We start from the raw sequence: 23442 nt of genomic DNA, 5'->3' as shown, positions 1-23442 counted from the left end.
CCACATAAAATTATATACAATTTTTATATACTAAATAAAATTATACACAGTTTTTATGTATGGTTGAAAAGTCGCGAATGCCCCAGAACATAAACACCCCTATTAGATAAAGTCTTTATGGGTAAATTCTGTCATATATAGATTATACAATAGCAATTAATCTAACTGTTCTTCTCCAATATCCTGAAGAGGAGCAGGTGCAGCCAAAGGCGATCGTAAATCTTCCACTATCTTTTGTATTTCCAAAGGTGGAGGACTTGTCATCCGAGACACTACCAAACTCACAACAAAATTCAACAACATTCCTACTGTACCGATACCCTGATCAGATATCCCAAAAAACCATGTTGGCATTCCCGCAAACCTGGTACCTATGATATAAATAGTTGTAAACACCAAACCAAATATCATACCACTGATCGCCCCTTCTCGGTTAGTGCGCCGATCAAAAATTCCCAAAATAATTGCTGGAAAAAAAGTACCAGCAGCGACACCAACTCCCAAAGTTGCTATCTCAATTACAAAACCGGGGGGGTTAATGCCGAAATAACCAGCAATAGCGATCGCCAATACCACCATTATTCTCCCCAACATTAACCTTTGTGACTCTGACGCCTCTGGGTTAATTAAACGGTAATAAATATCGTGAGCAATAGCACTAGAAATTACCAACAACAAACCCGATGCCGTAGACAAAGCAGCAGCGACTCCTCCTGCTGCCACCAAAGCAATTACCCAAGGAGGAAGTTGAGCCACTTCTGGAGTAGAGAGAGTAATAATATCGGGGTCAATAATGATTTCATTAGTCTCCATATCTGGAGTTAATTGCAAACGACCATCATTATTTTTATCCCTGAATTCTAACAAACCCGTATTTTCCCACTTTGTTGCCCAGTCTAAATTTTGCACCTCCTCTATAGTTGTATTGTGTAAAGTATCAATTAAATTGTATCGGGCAGAAACAGCTAAAGCCGGAACAGTTGTAGCAAAAACAGCAATAAACAACAACGCCCAACCTACAGAATATCTAGCTGCTGTCAAATTAGGTACAGTATAGAAACGAACAATAACGTGGGGTAAACTAGCAAGACCAACCATGCCAGAAATAGTTATAAATAGAACATCTAGCATAGTTTTTTGAGTGAAAGCAGCAGTATATTCCGGAAAACCCAAGTCAACCTGAACTTGATTCAATTTTTCTGCAATATCACTAAAGGTAAAAGCTAACTGTGGAACCGGAATATTTGTCAGAGTATTAGCAAGAGCAATAGCTGGTATCAAATAAGCAACAATAAGTATAAAATATTGAGCAACCTGAGTCCAAGTAATGCCCTTCATTCCTCCTAAGATGGCAAAGAAGGCAACTATAACCATGCCGATAACAACACCAACTTCAATAGGGACTTGCAAAAATCTACTGAAGACAATACCAACACCTCGCATTTGCCCGACAATAAAAGTTATAGATATAATGAGGGCAGCAATAACTGCAATAATACGAGCAACATTAGAGTAGTAGCGATCGCCTATAAAATCTGGTAAAGTATATTTACCAAACTTTCGCAGATATGGAGCCAGCAGCAGTCCCAAGAGTACATAACCTCCACTTCCTGCTGCTACATAATAAGAACCATCAGAACCTAAAATTGATACTGCCCCTGCTATAGAAATAAATGAAATTGCCGACATAAAGTCCGCTGCAGTAGCAGCACCATTAGCAATTGCAGGCACACCTTGATCTGCAACAAAAAAACCTTTACTATCTTGGACTCGCGATCGCCATCCAATGTAGAGGTACAACATCAAGGAAATTGTCACAAAAATAAATGTCCAAACTTCTGTATTCATCATAAGAGTAGTTATATGGGTTAAAATTGCCAAGAGTATCAGCCCAATAGTAGATTATTTCATCTAAAATAGTGCTGGTGTTTCCTACAAAATTCGGTGCTGGCAAAAGAATTAAGAATTTTTTGCTCAATATAAAGCTGACTTAGAGGTGATCTGGGGATACACTTAGATACAACCTCCTCTATTCTAGAATAGAGATAAATATATTTTACTTTTTTCCAAAAGTCCAGATATGTTGAAGTAATTCAGTATAAAAAAAGCAGAAGTTTGCTTCCTTGTTAGGTTACCAAAGAGTAGGATATCTAACTGCAGATAGAGAATTTGTGGGCAAATAATGGTTGAAATATCTTTCTGCTAATAGGGGGTTTTCTATCAGGATTTTTCACACAGACTTAATTGGTGTTGGAGGCCAATATTTGCCTTTTTCGTGATTTTTCAGCAATTTCACCATTGGTGAAATTAGAAGTTTATTTAAAGGCCCTCGTATTTGGGGAATGTGGATGTATGTATCAGCTTTAAAGTTGGAATCAAGAGAACTGTTAATTGTAGTTAGGGCCCGGCCAGGGGCAAATGGGATTCAAGATTATTGAAAGGTTGTTTGGTTGCTTTATAATTAAAGATTTTGACTTTGAGTCTACTCATATAACTTAACCAGAACGTCTAACTAAAATGATGTTTTTATTAACCTTGACAATATGTTGGGCATACCGAGTAGGTGTTTGGTTAGATGAGCATCGTTCTGTGGTAAAAACATAAGGCCCAAAGTTTTTTCCCTATGGCCTAGATTTTTGGCGTAATATATTCTTTGATATACCTAGCAAAATAGCTGATTTTTATAGGGATTTATTATAGGGATTTAAAATTTTTGTCCTGTACTTAGAAGAAGTTAATTCTTTTCCTGGGGGAATATTAGCTCTTAGTGGTGATAATACTATTAGCGGTTCATCTGTAAATGACTTAATATTTGGAGGTACAGGTCAAGATGATCTGTTAGGGAATAAAACAGTCAGTGTGAAAATAAATATTACACTGGCTATTTTTTTTGTTAAAAGTTATTTGCTGTTGTGAGAACAACTAATATTATTTAAAATTAGATATTAGGTAATAATTCACAAGCCACACCATCATTATCACGATCAAGCTTGAATCTGTCATTAGAAAAGGCCTGAAAAACTTCCTGTGCTTCTGCTTGAGTCGAAAAATCTGAGCAGTTACAATCACTTTTTACACAAGCTGGTAAATTAGAACTAGACGGAAGATTCATAGTTGAATCTTGATTGGGTTGAAGCTGAGTTATACGTTTGCCTCGTCGCCAGTCCCAAGGATATATTTGTTCGCTCACAGGTAGTCCCCAGAATCCTATTTTTTTGGCTTTTGCTTGTGCTTCAGCATCCAGTAGTTTTTGGGAATTATTTGGGCAATTGTTGAGATATTTTTGATAAACTACAACTTTTCCTTCTTGTACTAGCTGGAGATTGACTAAATTATTCCCTTTATATATTTCTGCTATAAGTCTTTTATAACGATCAGTATCAACAACATTTAATGTGACTTGAGTACCCACAGGGATTAGTTTTTGTAAGAACTTGGTTGATTGTTTTCCCATTGGGGCCTTAGATTCCATTGCATCGATACAGGCCAAGCGAACTTTTAGCCTTTGTCCTTGATTATCAACGATTACTGTATCTCCATCAATTATTTTTGTGATTTTCCCTGTTAAAGTTTCACTGTGTGCAGGAAGAATTATTAATGAAGCCAATAGTAGTGAGATTATGATAGATATAATTTTCATAAATACGAAGTTTTACTCTTTTAATTATTCTCTCAATAATCTTCTTTTCTGAGCAATATTAAAAATCCGGCGTTGGTAAATTAAGGTATGATTTGAGTTCATAGCGATCGCGCTCTTAGGCAGAAAAATTATAGAATGTCCAGAATGTCAATCAACTCACATCAATAAAAATGGCCAAAAAAAAGGAAAGCAAAACTACATCTGTGTTTATTGTGGTCGTCAATTTATTTATTGCGATGAAACTTATAGAGGTTATAGTGATAAACTCACAGATAAATGCTTAAATAAAAACAATTATCAACTCAATTAAATAAGTAGGAAAACTATTACCATGTTCTTACTCTCCTCAAAAAACTCCTCAAGTAGGAGAGCTAGAAAAATTATAGACATAATTAGGCTCAAAAAAACCCAATTTGGGTATGAACTGCACTAAATCATTTTAAAAAAGGAATTTTAGAATGGGTTATTGGAAATCCTAGTGGAAAAGCATTTTATCCTTTATGGGAACAAGTTAAAAATGGGAATGTCCTCCTTTAAGTTACAGATGGATGGAAAGTATATGCCAAGGCCTATTAATGATGGGGATAAAATTATCAGCAAAACTTATATGACCATTGTAGTTGGAGAAAATACTAGACTTCAGCACTATTTTGCCAGATGACATCGAAGGACTCTTTGCTACTCAAAATCTAACGTGAAGTTAAAGCATTCAATTCACTTACTGATTCATTAAATATCAATTTTGGGACGTTCCAGTTCCTTATAGATATTCACAGCGATCGCTATTAACTCAAATCATACCCTAATTCATCAACACCTAAGAGCCTCTTTTCATCAGCACTCAATTTCACGCCTATTTCCTTTAAGTCATCCTCCCTGGTTTTCTTGGTAGTCTGTCAGTAAAGTGTGGGATAAGTAATTAAGTCGTTCCCACTTCAGGGAGCGATCGCGTTCCTCAGCTCTTGGAGCAGCAGTATTTTCTTTGCAACTATGAACCAAAATCCATTAAAGTATACCCTCACCAACCTTACTGTTACCTCAGCTTGTTGCCAGAGCTTGCCAAATTTATTCTGTTGGCGATGCCATCGACCGAGCTACTGTTTGATAATTCCATTTGTGCGTTCCAATTGCAGGGCAATGGTTTTTACCAACAATGTGTTCTATTACGCAGGGCAATACTCGTTCATACCCTCTAATCATCAGTTAGCCATTTGTTACAGTTAGTTTTCCCTTCTGTGTTGAGGAGCAATTCCTCCCCAAGAATTTCCTTCTGTCAATTCCTGATACTGGCACTGTTTTTGTTTTTTTGGAAGAATGACTAAAACTCATCACTGTTTCTCCTGAATATTGACTCCTGACTCCTACCCCTACAACTTATACTTCATTCATCAACTCCTAAGTATAAATATTTACTAACTTTCTCTAATACTAATTATCAAAATCTTTGCTACACTTAGATTTTCTATTTTTAAATACTATTTATTGACACAGTTTTATTTTTAGATAACCCCTGTAATTTTTCATGCATTATTGCTTTCCAAAGGTAGCATTAATGCACAAAAAATGATTAAGAGTCTAATATTTCAAGGATTTAAAGAGTTCTTGAAACTCATCATAACTAATTACATAGTCTCCATTGGTGTCTGCTGCTGTCAACATATTTTCAATTTGAAAATTAGTAACATGGGGATCGATAGTACGGATATAAGTTTTTAATTCATACAAACTTATATCCCCTGAAGCATCTGTATCAATTTGTTCAAAAATTTTGCGGACTTCTTTTTCTCCCCCAGTACTAATGTATTCTAGCAAACCAATACGTTCAGCGATCGCCTTCCACAACTGATAGGGGTCAGTGTTTTTAAGAGCATCTGCTTCGTCATTTGCAGTAATGCTATATTCTTGGCGAAGTTCTTGAACTAAATTACGAGCTTTTGGAGATAAACTTTTCAAAAGGTCTTCTAAGACTTCTAAGGATGTTTCCCTAGAAAATACTTTCATCAAGTCAGTCACCCAGGTTTTATCTGGGTTAGCTTTCTGAGCAAGTAAGATAATTTCCAGCAGAGTTTCTTGATAGCTTTCTAAGCGCGAAGTGTTTTCTTTATTCCGCAGCTTATGAGAATAGAAAAGCTCAGGATATTGCTGACCTAGTTCCGTTAAGATAGCATTGTGATCTTTATCTGAGGCACCCAGTTCTTGCCGCATATGCTTGAAGCTTTCCAGACTATTAGCTGGGTTTACATAACCCTCATTAATGGTATCTCGCAGTATAATTTTGTAAGTTTTGAGGCGTTGCTCTTGGCAAAAATCAGGCCAAACTTTAGCCATAATATAGACTTCATTTGTACTAAGGTCCTCAATAGATCGCCCTTCCAAAAACTTTGCCCTATCCAAATTGAGTTTTTTAAGCTGTTTTCGCAACCGACCGGCAAGACTTTCTCGGTGATAAGAACTAGGAGTGCGCTGCCAAGTTCTGAAGAGCCACAAGCTACTGGATACAGCTATTAAAACTGAAAAAAGATTGGGTAAGGGTAATGGCAACAAGTGAACAAAATTGTGCCCTGCAAAAACAAAAAAGAAATTAAAAATGAAAAATGTACACAAAGTAAACATTCGATGTCGAATGATTAGGGGGTCTGTATGTCTATGATGGCGATGATGATAGGCTTTATAAGTCTTTTCTAAAGTATCACCAATGCCTATAGCACCAAAGGTAAATAAACTCAGAGTTATAGGTACTGCTGCGAGTTTAGGAATGTCTAAAGGCTTATCTAACAAATAATACCCGGGTTTAAGCAAATTAGCCAGTTGGTTTTCTTCATGAGCCCAAGCACCCGATAAATAATAATCCCAGTTCCCCGCATAAAGATAGTAATAAACAAAATATCCAACTACAAGACCAACATAGGCATAGTAGAGCCATTTCTGCCGTGGGTTACTTATACCATGCCAATAGGAAGATTCGGCGTCTATATCAATACAAGGGCTTTGACAGGCAACACAAGCACTCAATTCTTTGCCGTCTTGAGTTACTGTACGACACATAGATTGGGTAATGCGTTTGCGATCGCCCTTGTGAGCAGTACTATTAAAAAGTCCTCTTGGTTCTGCATAAATTTTTTGTACCGGAGCCATCGGACAAATATACTGACACCAAGCCTTACCCCCATAGAGGAAACCGACTGTTATTGCTGCAATAATGGTAAGTATTAAAAACAAACCTAAAGCAAAACGATTAGAGTTAACAAAAAGAATACGGCTACACAGCCCTACAAAGAAAAGGCCAAATTGTAGGTAAAGATGATTCTGAGCTAGCCATGAATTTTTGGAAACTTTGACCAATTCCTTGCGTACCTTACCTGTTTTACTGATGCGATCGCGTTTACGTTCCCATCCCAAAGCACGAGGAATTTGTGAAATAAAGGATAGGGGACAAATGCGTCGCCAAAATTCGTGTCCTAACACAAGCAAAATCAAAATTGAAGTTGGTACGACCATGCCCCAAAAAATAGCAGCTCCCATTGCATAGGGTGTCTCTTCAATACATTTTCCTTGTAACAGGACACAGTTTTCTGTATTGAGTCTGAATGGGCTTACTGCATTGGAAGGTTCTGTAAGCTGAGTGGATAGTGGATCATAGAATAATGAAATAATTAGGAGACACCAACTCAGTGTAACTACCCATCGTACTCGATGCATTTTGATTTCAGAAATATTATCCAGCATGGCTAAAGTTTTTTTCTCAAGATATTACTTCAGTTTTAGCAAAAGACTATTTTTTCTTGACACTGGTAGGCTCATATGGATTTTGTATCCAACTGATATAAGACCAATGTTTAATTGGCCATAATTACTATAAATATGCTATAATATATGTATACTTATTGGGACTTTAGTGTCAGGAAATATAAAAAAAAAGTTATATGTATTATAGCTGACAAGTATTTTACGTTAATGACTCCCTGGGGAAAGTCCAATGAAAGAAATAACTTCAGTGGCCATGCCCTCTTGTTTCTATCGATGGTGCGATCGCTTTAACAATGTATTAAAGACAAAAGCTCAAAAAACTGGGTTTAGAGACTATATAGGAGGATTACTCTTGAGAAAGTCAAAGAAAAAATTTGTCTCAAATGTCTAATAAGACTGTAGGTCTGTTATACCAAAAATTACGGCATTTTTTAGTTTGAGCAAATTGGTCTGTAGATGCTGTGAATGAGTTTCGTCTCCAAGTGATGTGGGAATGTCCTCAAACAAAACCTTCTCGATCCTATTGCTTTAATTATAGAGATTCAGGTCACAGGAAAAGTGATAATTTAACTGCAGGAGTAGGGCGGCAATATATAGGATAAATAGGAAAAACAGATAATGGTGTAGTTGTAGTTACCACTCATCTTTATGATAGAGTAAGAAGTCTACCTTTAGAGATAGCTTTATATCAAAAAGCTGATTTTTTACCTTTAGATAAAAAAAGACTCAGAATTTGTTAATAAACCAGACGAGTGCAATGTCTCTAGTTGACCAATTTTTGTCTAGAGGACATCAGCCACAAATTATGTTAATTGATAGGGAATATGGTAACAATACATCATTCTTGAATCAACTATAAAAAAGAAATTTAACTTATATAGGAGGATTAGCTAAAAATCGAAAAGTAATCATCAAAAAATAGGATAATATTAAAGAAGAAATTATATGAGACTAGCTAGCTGAAATTATATCTATACAAGCTTTTAATTTAGTTCAACTAAGCACAAAAAATGCCAAAAAAGTTTTGGTTTCAATCATTAAAGTATAACTCATAACGGATATCAGGTAAAAAAACTATAGCTATCAATATGAAATGCTAAAAGTTTTTATGAAACAACTGATATTAACTATTATATCACTAATATAGAACACAAATATGTAACTCCAGAGTCGATGTATTTTGCTTATAAAAAGAGAAATTGGGTGGAAGTTTGCGTGATTAGAAGCCAAAGGATACTTAGGACTAAGAGAATATCAACTCCGGGATAAAATCAGCCTAAAAAGGCATTTTATTTTAGTATTTTGTGCTTATAAATTTATTATCTGGCATCAGTTAACTGGAGGTATAAAAAGGCGTTGGGCTAACAAACTATTAAATACTTTACTGATACTTTAGAAGCATTTCATGCAGCAATATCTTATCGTTTTGTTGAGTGGTTAGATGAAAACATCGACGTATTTACCGCTCATAAAGAGAGTTTGGGGTTTGTTTGGGCTTGAAATTTGCTCAAGTCCCGTTATCAACATATGCTTTAGAGAAAATCAGGATAACTACACACATATAACGTCTGGTTTTCATCCCGGCGCTCTCCTTCCCAAGAGCGCGGGACTTTTCACCGGGAGAGTTAAACAGAATTATTGCAGCGAGAAATTAATTTCATCACTTCTGAACGAGTCAGCTTTTCTTGCCCCATTGTTAAAATATCTAGAGTTGCATGAGCAAGGGTAAGAGGAATTTGACAAAAATTTCTTGCTGGTCCTGAAGGAAGAGAATTAGTATAAGAATCAGCCAGTAAAAGATTACGTTGAGCATAAGCTTGCATATTTTTTGCACTCCAACCATAAGGAAAAAAATCTACGCCCCTAACTAAATCTTCTGAATGGTTACGGAGAATATTTACTGCCTGTAGACCTCGCCCAAACCCAATTGCCTGAGTACGGTTAGTCTGAGTATTATCATACCAACCCCATAAATCGGAAAGTAATAAACCTACTGCACCAGCCACACTAAAAGTGTAACGATCCAAATCTGATTCGGTGTGGATGGTCCAATTATTTTCGGCCCAATAAGCCATCCGGTCTGCCATTGCTGCAGTTTCACCCCAAATCCTAGGTGCTATGGTGGCTGAAGCCAGTATAGCCCATTCTCCTACTCTTTTTGTTACTTCTGGTAGGTGACTAATATTCAGGTCTAATTTTTCTGAAAAGTTAAGGAAACTAGAATGGTCAACTGCTTCCTGTAAAGCCAAACTAATCTTTCGTAATAATTTTGCCTTTGTGAAGTTATCTAGATCTCGATGATCCTCAATTTCGTCAATGGCACGCATACAAAGATAAGCCGATGCTACTGCCTCTTTTAGGCCAGATGGTAATTGACTAATAGGAATATAAAAAGTTCGGCTAGTTTCTTTTAGTATCTCTAGGGCATCTTTATCTTTGGGTATATTCATCTAATTAAACTCCTCACGGCCATTTTTAGTTTAGGGTATCAGTTTTAATGCTCCACTGTGATCTAAATTATTGGGGCATTCTGAAAACTGAAATTAAGGATAAACTGCCAGTCTACTATAACTCTATTGGCAGTCTCTAAAATGATAATTTTCAAGTTTTATCCTAAAAATTAAATACTTTTCAGTTAAAGATTTTTTTTGTAGTTCTTTAATCTGAAAAACTCATCTAACGATTCCATATCATAAGAGTGTTAGTATAATTTGAATCTTATTGTCCTCAAATAAATATTTGATCATAATGTCCAAAAAAAATTAATAGTTCCTAGAGTTAAGCCTAGGAAATATCTTTGTGTAATCTCAAATAATTTAAACTACTTAGGGCTTTGGATTAATTCTCAAACCATTGACATAAATTATGCAAAGGTTAAATTTCTAGCTTTCAAAAGGCAGTATAAGTTCGATGGATAAAGCTTATGCACGGATATTGGGTGCACCGGCAGCATAAAAATCAGGGGACAATTCTTATTACATCAGACTTGGTGACCTGGCCATTGAGCTGTGCCTGGATGCTGACCTGCAAAAACCTTCACGCCATTAGATAATAGATGTGCTCACCCTACTTACTATGTAAAAATACTAGTCTTCCTGTGGATAAGTATTACTGGTACTACTTACTAATCATTTTTTCTAGCATCGGTCGTCCAAAAGTAATAATAATACTAACTCCTAAACCTACAAATGCTTTTAAGGCATCACTGAAAATCATTTGACTTGTATCCTTAATTTTAGGATTTTGGAAATTTTGAGCTATTGCTACTTCTGTTCCAGCTCAAAGACCAATAAAACCCAAGTTTTACTCATAGACATCTTGCTCTATTTTTTGAAGAATAACAAAATTAATGGGTAAATAAAATCTACGATGTTGGTGAAAATAGCTATAAAACCTAAATTTGGCTAAATATAAAATGTTTTTCAGTTAATAGTTAGGTGATCAGCATTGATGCAAAATTATAGCCAAAATTACCAACGCCAAATCTATAATTGTTGCTGAAAAAATATCCTGCCAAGACCATTAATTTTTACTATTTTCTGAATTGCACCACCATTCCTGTAGAAAATAACTGGGTGTAAAAGTAGCATCATAAAAATTGAGAAAAATAGCATTGGAGCATCAAGGTTTAGTAGCAGATATACAAATATATTTGCCAAGTCTTGAATTAGCCATTGACTCCACAAAAATGCTGTTGATAACTACTGCAAAGTTACCTACTTAATAGATCGATATTTGTAAGGTGTATTCAGAAATTTATTTTCTAATCTTGTGTGACAAACTTACAGATAAGTATACCTGTGGTAAAAGCCAGAACATAATAGTAACAAAAGAAAAACTTGATGAGTGTTGAGCTACAAATTTTGCCACCGGCGATTTTTCCAAGAACTCAATGACAGAATACTCCTGACGACGACAGGTTTGTAGCAAAGTTAATAAATTAGCTGTGTGTTGAAATCTTTCTATGCTTCTTGATGCACCAAATTAGTGGTCCTTGATGATATACCAACTGTAATGAAAGTTCTACGAGGTTATTATCGGGCGGAATTTCTAGGTGAAGTTGAAAATACCACCATTGATCTGTTTTCAACTTGAAACTTTTTAAGATTTTTTCCGCTTCATAGCCTGTTTTATGGCTCCATTGTTTGATAGTTAACTCTACTTTGTTTTTGAATTCAATTGTCCACTCATCATCAACAGACTGTTTTTGGTTTTCTTGCCAGATACTATAATGCTCAAATTCTTCATCAATTAAATCTTTAAAAGCTTTTCCTATTTCTTAAACTGTCAATTCTTCTGGTAGTTGCATCAGCCTTTGAAAATGGGGAAGTTTCGGAGCTAAACACTTCTGTTGAGTTATCACTAGATAATTATTATAAATGTTGGGTGTGGGAAAATTTAAAATACTCAAAAGTATACTCTATAAAGTTTTCAGATTTTTAATTCTCAAAAGCACGGCCTCCTGGACTTGTTTTGGGTTTTAGCTATTTTTTGGGCTTAATTCCCAATAACTCTATTCTAAAAAAGGAGTAAATTTTTTTCCTTATATTGAAAATTTCATCTAATTCTTATGCACGTGTGGCGGGCAAGATGCTAGTTTAGAAAACAATAATACAGTGGAGCGATCGCTACTCTCTCCTAGCTCCTGACTCCTAACTCCTGAGTTATGACTTCTGTGAATACCCACAATGTCCTAAAATCAATAAAGTTTATAATAAATTAGGAAAATACTAGTGGCCAAATCAACAGAATCTAATACACAACCTCTTTCTCGTACACCTCTATATGACTTAAGCACTGAACTTAAGGCTAGAATGGTAGAATTTTCTGGGTGGGAGATGCCGGTACAATACACTAGTATCAGCAACGAACATGAGGCAGTACGGACAAAAGCAGGAATGTTTGACATTTCTCATATGGGCAAGTTCATTGCTCAAGGCCATGATTTAATTGAGAAAATTCAATATTTAGTACCTTCGGACCTGAGCGGCTTAGAACCTGGTAAAGCTCAATATACTGTCTTATTAAATTCTCAAGGAGGCATTATTGATGACTTCATTTTCTATCGTCAAAGTGATGACCCTCTAACTAATGAAGCACGGGGTTTTATGATTGTTAATGCTGCCACTAAAGCTAATGATAAAGGATGGATATTAAGTCATCTAGAAAATAGTGGTGTTAAATTCCAAGATATCTCTGAGGAAAAAGTGTTATTAGCTGTCCAAGGTCCGGATGCAGAGTCTTATATACAGCAGTTTGTCAAGGAAAATTTGGCATCAATTGGATTTTTTGGGCATGCAGATATTACTGTATTGGATAAACCTGGTTTCATTGCTAGAACTGGTTACACTGGGGAAGATGGGTTTGAAATTATGGTTGACCCCCCGGTGGGTGTAGAGTTATGGCGCAGTTTGTTGAATGCTGGGGTGACTCCCTGCGGTTTGGGAGCAAGAGATACTTTGCGTTTAGAAGCTGCTATGGCGCTTTATGGTCAAGATATTGATATTAAGACTACTCCTTTAGAAGCAGGTTTAAGTTGGTTAGTTCACTTGGATAAAAAGGGGGAGTTTATTGCTCGTGAGGTATTAGAAACACAAAAGAGGGAAGGAGTATCAAAACGTTTAGTGGGTTTGGAAATGCTCGATCGCGGTATTGCTCGTCATGGTTATCCTGTTTTGAGTGATGGCAAAGTGGTAGGGGAAGTTACTAGCGGTACTAAGTCTCCTACTTTAGGGAAAGCGATCGCTCTGGCTTATGTACCTAAAAAATTAGCTAAGGTAGGTCAAAAGTTAGAGGTGGAAATTAGGGGTAAAAATTATGCAGCTATTGTTGTTAAGCGCCCCTTTTATAGAAGTCAAAAGTCAAAAGTTAAAAGTTAAAAGTTAAAGGTAGGAAGTAGTGTGTAGTGGGAGTCTATAGGGTGCTGCAGGTGCAATTATGTTTACATAGTTGTATCTCAAAAGATAAAATTGCGCCGTAACGCAGTATCTTATGAGACTTGAAAATGGTTGGTTACACTTGGCTTTTCATGTAGCTGTGCAAAACACACCTTACTAGACTATTTTCAAAGGTTATTTTTTATTCCTTGTTTATTTTTCCTTCTTCCTAAAAAATGAAATATCAAGAATTACCTATTATTGGTTGGCGAGAATGGATAGTTTTACCTGAAATTGGAATTACTAGCATTAAGGCAAAAATTGATACTGGTGCCCATTATTCTGCTTTACACGCTTTTGATATTAAAACTTTTGAAAAAGACGGAAAATTGATGGTTAAGTTTAAAGTTAATCCCAAACAACGAGATACTAATCTAATAGTAATTGCTGAAGCAGAACTAATAGATGAAAAAAAAGTTCGTAGTTCTAATGGGAAAGCAGAGTTACGTCCTGTTATTTTAACCGAAGTTAACTTAATGAACAAAAAATTGCAAATTGAACTAACCTTAACTAATCGAGAATTTATGGAATTTAGAATGTTATTGGGGCGACAAGCTATGCAGAATAATTTCTTAATTAACCCTGGAAAATCCTATTTAGATATGAATGAAAAAAATAGTTAATATAGTGGTATTTTAGTTTGTACTAATCAGTTACTATTTGATAGTATATTCTATTTAATTAGGATGATTAAAACACTGGATATTATTATTTATACTAAGGGCAAAATTATTGCATTAGGTATAATTTAAATTGTGAAGTAATTAACAGTTATAAAATAGCTTTTTTAATAATAAATATCTAAAAGGGTGTTATTATTTTTATGTTGTAATTTATGCAACTTCCCTACCTAACCCCCTACTCCCTAACCTTGGGGGTTTAGGGGTGGTAAGAAACTATAACAAGCATTTATTAAATTGGTATTCTCCCCTTTAAATGGGAAACTTTAAACCTAATTTTCTGATTACAAAAGGTAGAAAAGAACAAAATGAAAATTGCTATTTTATCTACTGATCCAAGTCTTTATTCTACTAGAAAATTGCTGGAAGCTGGAGAACAACGCGGTCATGAAGTTTATGTTATTGATTACTTACGCTGTTATATGAAAATTACTTCTATGAAGACTGAAGTTATTTACATGGGTAAATCTTTAAAAGGATTTGATGCTATTATTCCTCGCATTGGTGCTTCTAAAACATTTTATGGTACGGCAGTAGTTAGACAGTTTGAAATGATGGGAGTTTTTACAGCAAATCCTTCTCTAGCTATTTCTCGCTCTCGTGATAAATTACATTGTTTACAATTATTAGCTCGAGAAGGAATAGAATTGCCTGTGACTAGTTTTGCTCATTTTACTAAAGATATTAATAGTTTAATTAATACTGTTGGTGGCGCTCCTTTGGTGATAAAATTATTAGAAGGATCTCAAGGAATAGGAGTAGTTTTAGCTGAAACTTATCAAGTGGCTAAGTCAGTTATTGAAGCTTTTTCTGGTTTGAATGCTAATTTTTTGGTACAGGAATTTATTGAAGAGGCAGGTGGGGCAGATGTCCGATGTTTTGTAGTAGGAGATAGAGTAATAGCTGCTATTAAAAGACAGGGAACTGAGGGAGAATTTCGCTCAAATTTGCATCAAGGTGGTACAGCAAAAAAAATTAAATTGACTCCACAAGAACGCTCAATTGCTATGCGTTCAGCTAAGGCAATAGGGCTGAAAGTTGCGGGGGTAGATTTATTACGTTCTGATCATGGCCCAGTAGTTATGGAGGTGAATTCTTCTCCTGGTTTAGAAGGAATAGAAACTGCTACAGGAGTAGATGTTTCTGGCAAAATAATAGAGTTTTTAGAGAAGAATTTAGGAAAAGGTCCACTGGGCGATCGCCTTTAAGCTTGAAGAAGTCAATTATTAGTTATAGTAGTTGCTACAACTGTTAGGATGCTTTATTGTTACTAGTTGCCTTTTTCCTATTGCGTTTCAATCAAAATACAATGTCCTAACCGATATGTCTGTTGCTATATATCATGTCGGGTTAAATAACTAGATTTTCGTGGATGTTGGCATAGAGCAGAAGTTTTTCTTACCATTTTGACTTTATTGTAGGCTCTGGAAATTTATGAAAAGAGCCAAACATTTACTATGACTATCTTTTGGGTCGCAATTGTTATCTCTATAAAATAGTTAATTTTTACAGTTAAATAAGTACTATAGACTTAATCTAACAATACCACCAATAGTGGTTATTATTTGGGCGTAGTTATCAGAATTTAGCCTAAATATTTGTTGGGGTATTTGCAATATTTTGAGCAATCTAATCATAAGTTAGCTAAAAATTATTTCAGCAGCTCACTCCTAATTTTTAGGCTTTTAAACTTGATTAAAACAATTTCCCAATTATTTAAACGAGTAATTAAAATACTATTGGCAGTAGCTTCAATGACTAATAATTGAATAGGAGTTTAAAGGCCATATTTTTATGGACTATGAATTGAATTATTAGTAGATTAAATATTGTCAAAAGTCTTAAATTAAGTTAAGCTTGAAATTATTTTCAAGGAATATTATTAACACATTAACTTTTATTAAGAGAACTAAAATTATTACAATTATCATCTTAAAAGTAGTATACTGAATAAAGATTGTAAGATATTGAACATAACTATTCAGGAAATATCTAATGTATATTAATCTACATTAGATTGGTAAAAAAATACCTCCTACTTTGTCAACTACTGTTATTTATATTTACAACATAAACTATGACACAACCAACTCCTCAAGACCAATATATGCTCGAATTGGTAAACAGAAGTCGAGCAGATCCTCAAGCAGAAGCTGATTTATATCTAGATGGAAACCTAAACGAAGGACTTTCTGAAGGTCAAATTTCCTCCGATGCCAAACAACCTTTAGCATTTAATCTTAACCTCAATACTGCTGCTAAAGGTCATAGTCAATGGATGTTAGATAATAACATATTTAGTCATACAGGAGCCAATGGTAAGAAATCAGGAGACCGTATGCGGGATTCGGGGTACATATTCACAGGAACATATGGTTCTGGGGAAAATATAGCTTGGAGAGGAACAACAGGTACGCCCAACTTCACCACTTTTGTGGAGAAAAACCACGAAAACCTCGTCCGCAGTAACAGTCATCGGCTAACCCTGATGAGCAGTAACCTTCAGGAAGTCGGAATTTCTTCACTACAGGGAGAGTTTACATTTGAGGGTATAAATTACAACACAGTGATGACTACCCAAAATTTTGCTTATTCTGGAACGAGTGGCCCATTCATCACAGGTGTGGCCTATACTGATGCTGTTAAGGATGACAATTTCTATACAGTCGGTGAAGGAATAAGCGGGATAATAGTTACAGCAGTTAATACTAATAATAGTAATAATATTTTCACAACCACCACTTGGGATGCAGGTGGTTATAGTTTAGATGTAGACCCAAATCAAACTTACGATGTTACTTTTTCTGGGGATCTTAATGGGGATGGTCAGGCAGGGGATACAGTAACTTATCAAGTTAAAGTTAGTTCCGAAAATGTCAAATTAGATGTAGTCAGTGACAGCTTACCTACTCCGAATGCACCACCCATAGCGGTAAATGACACCACCAACACCAGCAAAGGACAAGCAGTCACCTTCAGCATTACGGAAAACGACTCAGATACAGACGGTACTCTAGAGCTAGCAACAGTAGACCTAGACCCATCTACAGCCGGACGGCAAAACACTCTGACAGTAGCAAATGAAGGAACCTACACAGTAGATAATGCTGGCAACCTTACCTTCACCCCCGAACCAGAATTTGCTGGAACTACGGCTACTATCACCTACACAGTAGAAGATAATAATGGTGAAGTCTCAAACCCAGCCGAAATAGGTGTTACAGTCATCCCATTCGACCCATTAGATCAACCAGTAAAGTTTGATTTTAACGGCGATGGAGTAGCAGATATTCTTTGGCGTCGTGAAAATGGACCTAACCGCATTTGGCTGATGAATGATAATGGTACGCGTAAGAGTACGAAAAACCCGGGAAATTTTGGAGCTGCATGGGATGTGGCAGGAGTGGGAGATTTTAATGCTGATGGAGTAGCAGACATTTTCTGGCGTCATAATAAAAATAGAGGTAACCGCGTTTGGTTGATGAATGATAACGGTACGCGTAAGAGTACGAAAAACCCGGGAAATTTTGGAGCTGCATGGGATGTGGTAGGAGTGGGAGATTTTAATGCTGATGGAGTGGATGACATTCTCTGGCGTCGTGACAATCAAAAATTAAACCGCATTTGGTTGATGAATAATAACGGCAAACGTAAACAACTGGTTAACCCGGGAAATTTTGGAGCTGCATGGGATGTAGCTGGAGTTGCAGATTTCAATGCTGATGGAGTGGATGACATTCTCTGGCGTCATAACAATGGACGGAACAGAATTTCGTTTATGAATAATGACGGCAAGCTTGATAATACAGTTAACCCCGGAGGTTTAGGTTCAACATGGGATGTAGCCGGAGTTGCAGATTTCAATGCTGATGGAGTGGATGACATTCTCTGGCGTAAAAAAAATGGAACTAACAGCATTTGGTTAATGAATGGTGATGGCACACATGATGATATAATTAACCCAGGGTCTTTCGGTTCAGCTTGGGATGTGGCAGGAGTTGCAGATTTCAATGCTGATGGACTGACAGATATTCTCTGGCGCCATGACAATGGAGCTAACCGTATTTGGTTGATGGATGATGATAGCACCCGTGCTCAGAACCTTAACCCTGGAGCTTTCGGTTCAGCTTGGGATATAGTTGGGATGTAAAATATTAACAGCCTCCCGACGCTACTTTATGAAACAGCAGGGGTTTTCATCATCTTGGTTGCTGAGGGGGCTTTCTATTTTTTGCTTCTCGCTTTTAAGGATGTGTAATATTTTGACGATATAAAGACTAGGCTACGATCGCTTTTCAACATCAATACTGAAAGACCTTAAGCAAGATTTTCACCTGGAAAAATTCCTGGTTTTCGAATTACTGTTTTTTTGATTTTCTTTGTAGTTAAAAGTCAGTTTTCTTGAAAACGTTTCTTTCACTTTTTTGTAGTGCTTTTGTCTCTCCAATAGAGTTGTACTACAAAGATGAAGATTGTTTTTGATCATGATTGACCTCAATAGAATTATACTGTCCTGATGAAATAAAAGTATATACTATAGTCCTGATTTTATTTTTATGCCTATTTCTACTTACTTTTGCTGAATAGATACAAAAGATGAGAGATAAAACGAGGTACAAAATAAATGATAAGAATATTATAGCATAAGGTTTTTTTTGATACTTAGTGTGCTTTATGACAATGGAAATCGCTGTAATAAACTAACTAAATATTAACTTTATGTAAACTTTTATCAAGAAGCCTAAATGATCATTTCAGTGTGCTATTTAAAAAAAAAAGACCGCAAAAAGCTTCAATTTTTTAATTCCTTTAGTGTGGAAATACTACGCACTGGGATTGGAGCAATGCTCGTAATATCATAATTGCCAGCTTTATAGGTCATCCGTCATCACTTTAACTGGTGATGCAGTACAGACTCAAAGTATATAGCTTTGAGTTGTTTAAATTTTGTACAACAACAAATAACCAATTTTCTAAAGAACTATGGGTACAACACTACTAAGTTTTCAGGGACGCCAGAACTCTAGTCAAAATCCTCCGGTAGTCGATAGAAACAAAATCACAGTATACGAAAATAGCACAAACACATCCTTAGGACTCGCGACCCCTACGGACGCCGATGGAGATCCCCTCACTATCCGAGTCGCCAGAGTGCCAAGATTAGGAGAAGTAACTAAAGCTGATGGTACAGTAGTTAAAAGAAATGACATACTAACATCAGAGGAATTAGTGGGGTTAGAGTATGACGCCCCTGCAAATTATAACGGTAAAGGCTACCCTGGAAGTTTTTTCTACTTTGTCAATGACGGTAGCTTCGACATATTAGGTAGTACACGTATAACTCTTAAGCCTTCACCTGAACATTATAAACCACGCGAAGTCATTGTTACCCTTGAAGATCCCAGTAATGAAACATTTTCTAATTCTATTCAATCTTTACGTGATGAATTAGACATTGAAGTAGTTTCCACAATTGAAGCCTTCGACCGTGAAGTGTGGAAATTACCAATTTCTACTACTGTAAAAGAATTTATTGAAGAATATGATAGTCGTCCGGAAATTGATATTCAGCCCAACTATAAAAATAGGTTGTCGCGTCTTTATCATCCTAATGATCCAGATTATAATAATATTCCAGACTCTGTTGTTCCTCCTGGCCGTGGAGTAGGTCGTCTTTGGGCTCTCAACAATAAAGGACAAACTGGGGGAAAAGATGGTGCAGATATTAACGCTCCAAAAGCTTGGGGTTATGAAACTCCAGAACTCATAACTCCGGTAGACGATAACGGTAGTCCGAAAGTTAGGGTAGCTGTTATTGATACAGGTGTTGACGTAGATCATCCAGATTTAATCAATAATTTAGACTTATCTGCGGCCAGGAATTTTGTTGATGGGTATAATAATACAGATAATATTTCTAAGGAAGTGGAAGACTTAGACGGCCACGGTACTCATGTTGCTGGAATCATTGGTGCTATAGGAAATAACAATGAAGGAATAGTTGGGGTAAGTTGGAATGTCGAAATCGTTCCAATAAAAGCCTTTGACTTTGATGAGAATGATGATCCTATAGGGTTTGATGCTGATATCATTGAGGCCATAGATTATGCGATTAACGATGCTCAAGTAGATATAATCAATGCTAGCTGGGGTAAGCCGGTTGGGACGCCTTATTCTAAAGAATTGAAAGAAGCGATTAGTAATGTCAACCATCCTTCAGGACGAGTACCACCACTATTTGTGGCAGCGGCTGGTAATGAGAGCAATGATAATGATAATGCTAATTTAAAGATGAGAACTTATCCCGCCAGCTATGATTTAAACAACATTATTTCTGTAGCTGCAACAGACCATAATGATCGGCTTTCCCCTTTTTCCAATTATGGAAGAAAGTCTGTTGATTTAGCTGCTCCTGGTGGTAGCAATCTACCTGATAATAATAATAACCCTCATGATTCTAGTGATATTTATAGTACGGTACCGGTTGGTACTGGTATTGATGGTGGTAATTATGAATACAGTGCAGGTACTTCCGCAGCAGCAGCTTATGTGAGTGGAGCAGCAGCTTTAATGCTGGGGACAAGAAGAGCCAGGAGGCAGACTTATCCTGTTGGGAGTCCTATGTATGAAGCTTTGGATGATTTGAGTGCTGTTGAGCTGAAAGATAAAATTCTTAAGATCACGACTCCTATTGATGGTTTGAAAACAGCCACAGGTGGTCGCCTTAATTTGTATGAGGGAATTAGACGTCAAGGTATAGGTTGGGGTGACGTACACTTTGCCACTTTTGATGGTCGTAAATATGATCTTCAATCCTTTGGCGATTTTATTATGGCGGAAACAGCGCGTAAGGATGATGACTGGGTAGTTCAGACTCGTCAAGAACCTTTTGTACACAATAGATCAGTTTCTGTTAATACAGCTTTCGCCACCCTAGTTGATGGTCAAAGAGTAGTTTTTAACCAGAAATTTCCTAATAACAGGCTCCAAATTGATGGAGTTGATTTTCCCTTAGCTAGTGGTGAGACTAAGAGTATTGGGAACAGTAAAATCGAACGTAATAACAATAAATACACAATTACCTACGCAGGAAACGATGGTATTATTGATATTGATGACACTACATTAACAGCTTTTGATTGGAGCAGTTATATCAACATTTATATATCTGATTCTGCTAGAATGCAAGGGCTGTTAGGAAATAATGACGGTAACCCTAATAATGATTTTGCATTGCGTGATGGTACTCAACTTCCTAATAATTTAACCGTAAGACAAATACATCAACAATATGGTGAAAGTTGGCGAGTAAAAGAAGGAGAATCTTTATTTAAAAATCCAGCCACTGTTATAGATCTTCCTGAAAAATTTATATCGCTGGATGACTTTCCTCAAGATGAAGTTGCAGCAGCCAAGGCAAAGGTAAAAAAAGCAGGAATTACTGATGAAAACAGAGTAAATGCAGTTGCTTTCGATATTCTTGCAACCGAGGATGAAAGTTTTCTAAATAGTGCTGTAGAAATGTTTAATTCTTTAGACGACAACTCTGCTCCCACAGATATCAAGCTTGACAACAATACCATTGACGAGAATGTAACCCCAGGTGCTACAGTTGGCAAATTTTCCACTACCGACCCCGACAATGAGGATAGCTTTACTTATGCATTAGTAGAAGGTGTCGGAGATAGGGATAACGCAGGTTTCAATGTTGATGGTGATCAACTGAAAATTAATGGTTCTCCAGACTATGAAACCCAGTCTAGTTATAGCATCCGAGTTAAAACTACTGATGGAAAAGGAGCAAGTTATGAAGAACAGTTAACCATTAATGTTAACGATCTTGACGATAAAGCACCTACAGCAGCAACCTTCACCCCAACTGATAATGCCACAGATATCGCCATCGGAACTAATTTAGTCATAAACTTTGATGAAAACATCCAAGCAGGGACAGGCAACATAATTATCAAACAATTCAGCGATAATTCAGTAGTAGAAACTATAAATGTTACTTCTAGTCTAGTTAGTATCTCAAACAATACCCTCACCATTAACCCCACTGCAGACTTAGCAGAACGAACAAAGTATTATGTTGAGGTAGAAGCAGATGCTATACAAGACACTTCAGGCAATAATTACCTTGGTATTAAAAACAACAGCACCTGGAACTTTACGACTATTAATAATAGTCCAGTCCAGTTTGATTTCAACGGCGATGGAGTAGCAGACATTCTCTGGCGTAAAAAAATAGATAGTCCTGCAAATGCAGAGAACCAGATTTGGTTTATGAATGATGACGGCACAGTTAATAATAGTGCTCCCCTGAAAAGTAATTATTCAACATGGGGTGTAGCAGGAGTAGGAGATTTCAATGCTGATCAAGTACCCGACATTCTCTGGCGTAATAAGTACAAACGTAACGAGATTTGGTTTATGAATGATGACGGCACATTTAATAGTCGTGCTCGTCTCAAGCGTCGTGGTTCAAGCTGGTCTGTAGGAGGAGTAGCAGATTTCAATGCTGATCAAGCAACAGACATTCTCTGGCGTAATAAATACGGGTATAACGAGATTTGGTTTATGAATGATGAGGGTGCACTTAATCATCGTGCTCGCTCCCTAGGTCCTGATTCAAGCTGGGACGTAGCAGGAGTAGGAGATTTCAATGCTGATCAAGTAGCCGATATTCTCTGGCGTGATCAAAATGAAAATAACATGATTTGGATGATGAATGATGACGGCACAGTTAATAATAGTGCCCGCCCTGATAGTCTTAATTCAAGCTGGGATGTAGTAGGAGTAGCAAATTTCAATGCTGATCAAGTAGCCGATATTCTCTGGCGTGATGAAAAAGGAAGTAGCCAAATTTGGTTAATGAATGATCAGGGAAAAGTTCAGAATTCTATTAGCCTAGGAAGTTATGATTCACCCTGGAATGTAAAAGGAATGCCAGATTTGAATGGTGATGGAGTCGCAGATATTCTCTGGCGCAATGAAAACAATGGAGCTAACCATATTTGGTTAATGAATGATGACGGCACACGTAATCAGATCGTTGACCCTGGATCTCTTGATTCAACTTGGGACATAGTTGGAATGTAAAACATTAACATCCTCCCGACGCTGCTTTCTCAAACAGCGCGGGATCCCCTCACATTTAGGTTTTAGTAGCAACCATGGAGAAAAGCAGGGCTGTATCTACTCCCTAAACACAAAAATCATAGCAAAATTAACCAATGCCAGAAATATGTACAGAAACCGCTGTGTTGCACTGCGGATACCCATAGTATAAAAACGACAGTATGTAGCACAAAAGTAAACATGACTAAGCCCAAGTCCAATTCCAAGTACTGTCTGACCAAATGGTCGGAGTATAATAGATATCTCCAAAAATACTCACTTCCCTTACTGTAACTATTTTTCAGATAGTCATTTTTTA

Annotated in this window: 12 protein-coding genes and 2 pseudogenes; 8 read left to right on the top strand and 6 right to left on the bottom strand. The window is 36.6% G+C overall.

The features are described from left to right. Positions 1-156: 156 nt before the first annotated feature. Entirely contained in the window at positions 157-1851 is a 1695-nt protein-coding gene (locus tag TERY_RS09700) for a sodium:solute symporter family protein (RefSeq protein ID WP_370496965.1), read from the bottom strand. Between the two features lie 1087 nt (positions 1852-2938). Beyond that, positions 2939-3607 carry a thermonuclease family protein gene (locus TERY_RS09695; protein ID WP_196797265.1) on the bottom strand — a complete coding sequence of 223 codons (669 nt, stop codon included), beginning with the start codon at positions 3605-3607 and terminating at the stop codon, positions 2939-2941. Between the two features lie 163 nt (positions 3608-3770). On the opposite strand from TERY_RS09695, the pseudogene TERY_RS30490 reads away from it, so the two are divergent. Continuing rightward, a pseudogene (locus TERY_RS30490) lies at positions 3771-4446 on the top strand (IS1 family transposase). 61 nt (positions 4447-4507) lie between these two features. Here TERY_RS30490 and TERY_RS36680 read toward each other — a convergent pair. From TERY_RS36680 to TERY_RS09685, 3 genes are all read right to left on the bottom strand, one after another. Continuing rightward, entirely contained in the window at positions 4508-4639 is a 132-nt protein-coding gene (locus TERY_RS36680; RefSeq protein ID WP_370496963.1) for a hypothetical protein, read from the bottom strand. A gap of 66 nt (positions 4640-4705) precedes the next feature. Further along, positions 4706-4840: a hypothetical protein gene (locus TERY_RS36675; protein ID WP_370496960.1), complete on the bottom strand. Its 135-nt coding sequence runs from the start codon at positions 4838-4840 to the stop codon at positions 4706-4708. Positions 4841-5215: 375 nt separating this feature from the next. Beyond that, positions 5216-7366, bottom strand: a complete 2151-nt coding sequence (locus tag TERY_RS09685) for an EF-hand domain-containing protein (RefSeq protein ID WP_011611657.1) — start codon at positions 7364-7366, stop codon at positions 5216-5218. 250 nt (positions 7367-7616) lie between these two features. Here TERY_RS09685 and TERY_RS30485 point away from each other — a divergent pair. After that, positions 7617-8887: pseudogene (locus tag TERY_RS30485) on the top strand (IS701 family transposase). 125 nt (positions 8888-9012) lie between these two features. Here the strand turns inward: TERY_RS30485 and TERY_RS09680 are convergent. Continuing rightward, positions 9013-9837 (bottom strand): squalene/phytoene synthase family protein, encoded by an 825-nt coding sequence (locus tag TERY_RS09680; protein ID WP_011611656.1) that lies wholly within the window; start codon positions 9835-9837, stop codon positions 9013-9015. A gap of 1148 nt (positions 9838-10985) precedes the next feature. On the opposite strand from TERY_RS09680, the gene TERY_RS36670 reads away from it, so the two are divergent. The 6 genes from TERY_RS36670 to TERY_RS36665 all read left to right on the top strand — a co-directional run bounded on the left by TERY_RS36670 (position 10986) and on the right by TERY_RS36665 (position 23105). Next, positions 10986-11111: a hypothetical protein gene (locus tag TERY_RS36670; protein ID WP_370496958.1), complete on the top strand. Its 126-nt coding sequence runs from the start codon at positions 10986-10988 to the stop codon at positions 11109-11111. Positions 11112-12120: 1009 nt separating this feature from the next. After that, a complete protein-coding gene (gcvT, locus tag TERY_RS09670) occupies positions 12121-13266 on the top strand; it encodes a glycine cleavage system aminomethyltransferase GcvT (RefSeq protein ID WP_011611655.1) in 1146 nt (381 codons plus the stop codon). A gap of 233 nt (positions 13267-13499) precedes the next feature. Next, positions 13500-13946: a RimK/LysX family protein gene (locus tag TERY_RS09665; protein ID WP_011611654.1), complete on the top strand. Its 447-nt coding sequence runs from the start codon at positions 13500-13502 to the stop codon at positions 13944-13946. A gap of 365 nt (positions 13947-14311) precedes the next feature. Next, positions 14312-15211 carry a 30S ribosomal protein S6--L-glutamate ligase gene (gene rimK / locus TERY_RS09660; protein ID WP_011611653.1) on the top strand — a complete coding sequence of 300 codons (900 nt, stop codon included), beginning with the start codon at positions 14312-14314 and terminating at the stop codon, positions 15209-15211. 869 nt (positions 15212-16080) lie between these two features. Next, positions 16081-18153, top strand: a complete 2073-nt coding sequence (locus TERY_RS25135; protein ID WP_011611652.1) for an FG-GAP-like repeat-containing protein — start codon at positions 16081-16083, stop codon at positions 18151-18153. Positions 18154-18986: 833 nt separating this feature from the next. Beyond that, complete coding sequence (locus tag TERY_RS36665; RefSeq protein ID WP_011611651.1) at positions 18987-23105, top strand: S8 family serine peptidase; 4119 nt, start codon at positions 18987-18989, stop codon at positions 23103-23105. Positions 23106-23442 lie beyond the last annotated feature (337 nt).

It is taken from the genome of Trichodesmium erythraeum IMS101, from assembly GCF_000014265.1.
In the GTDB taxonomy this organism is placed as follows: domain Bacteria; phylum Cyanobacteriota; class Cyanobacteriia; order Cyanobacteriales; family Microcoleaceae; genus Trichodesmium; species Trichodesmium erythraeum.
The sequence above is the reverse complement of the archived record's forward strand: the minus strand, read 5'-3'. Positions and strand labels throughout refer to the sequence as shown.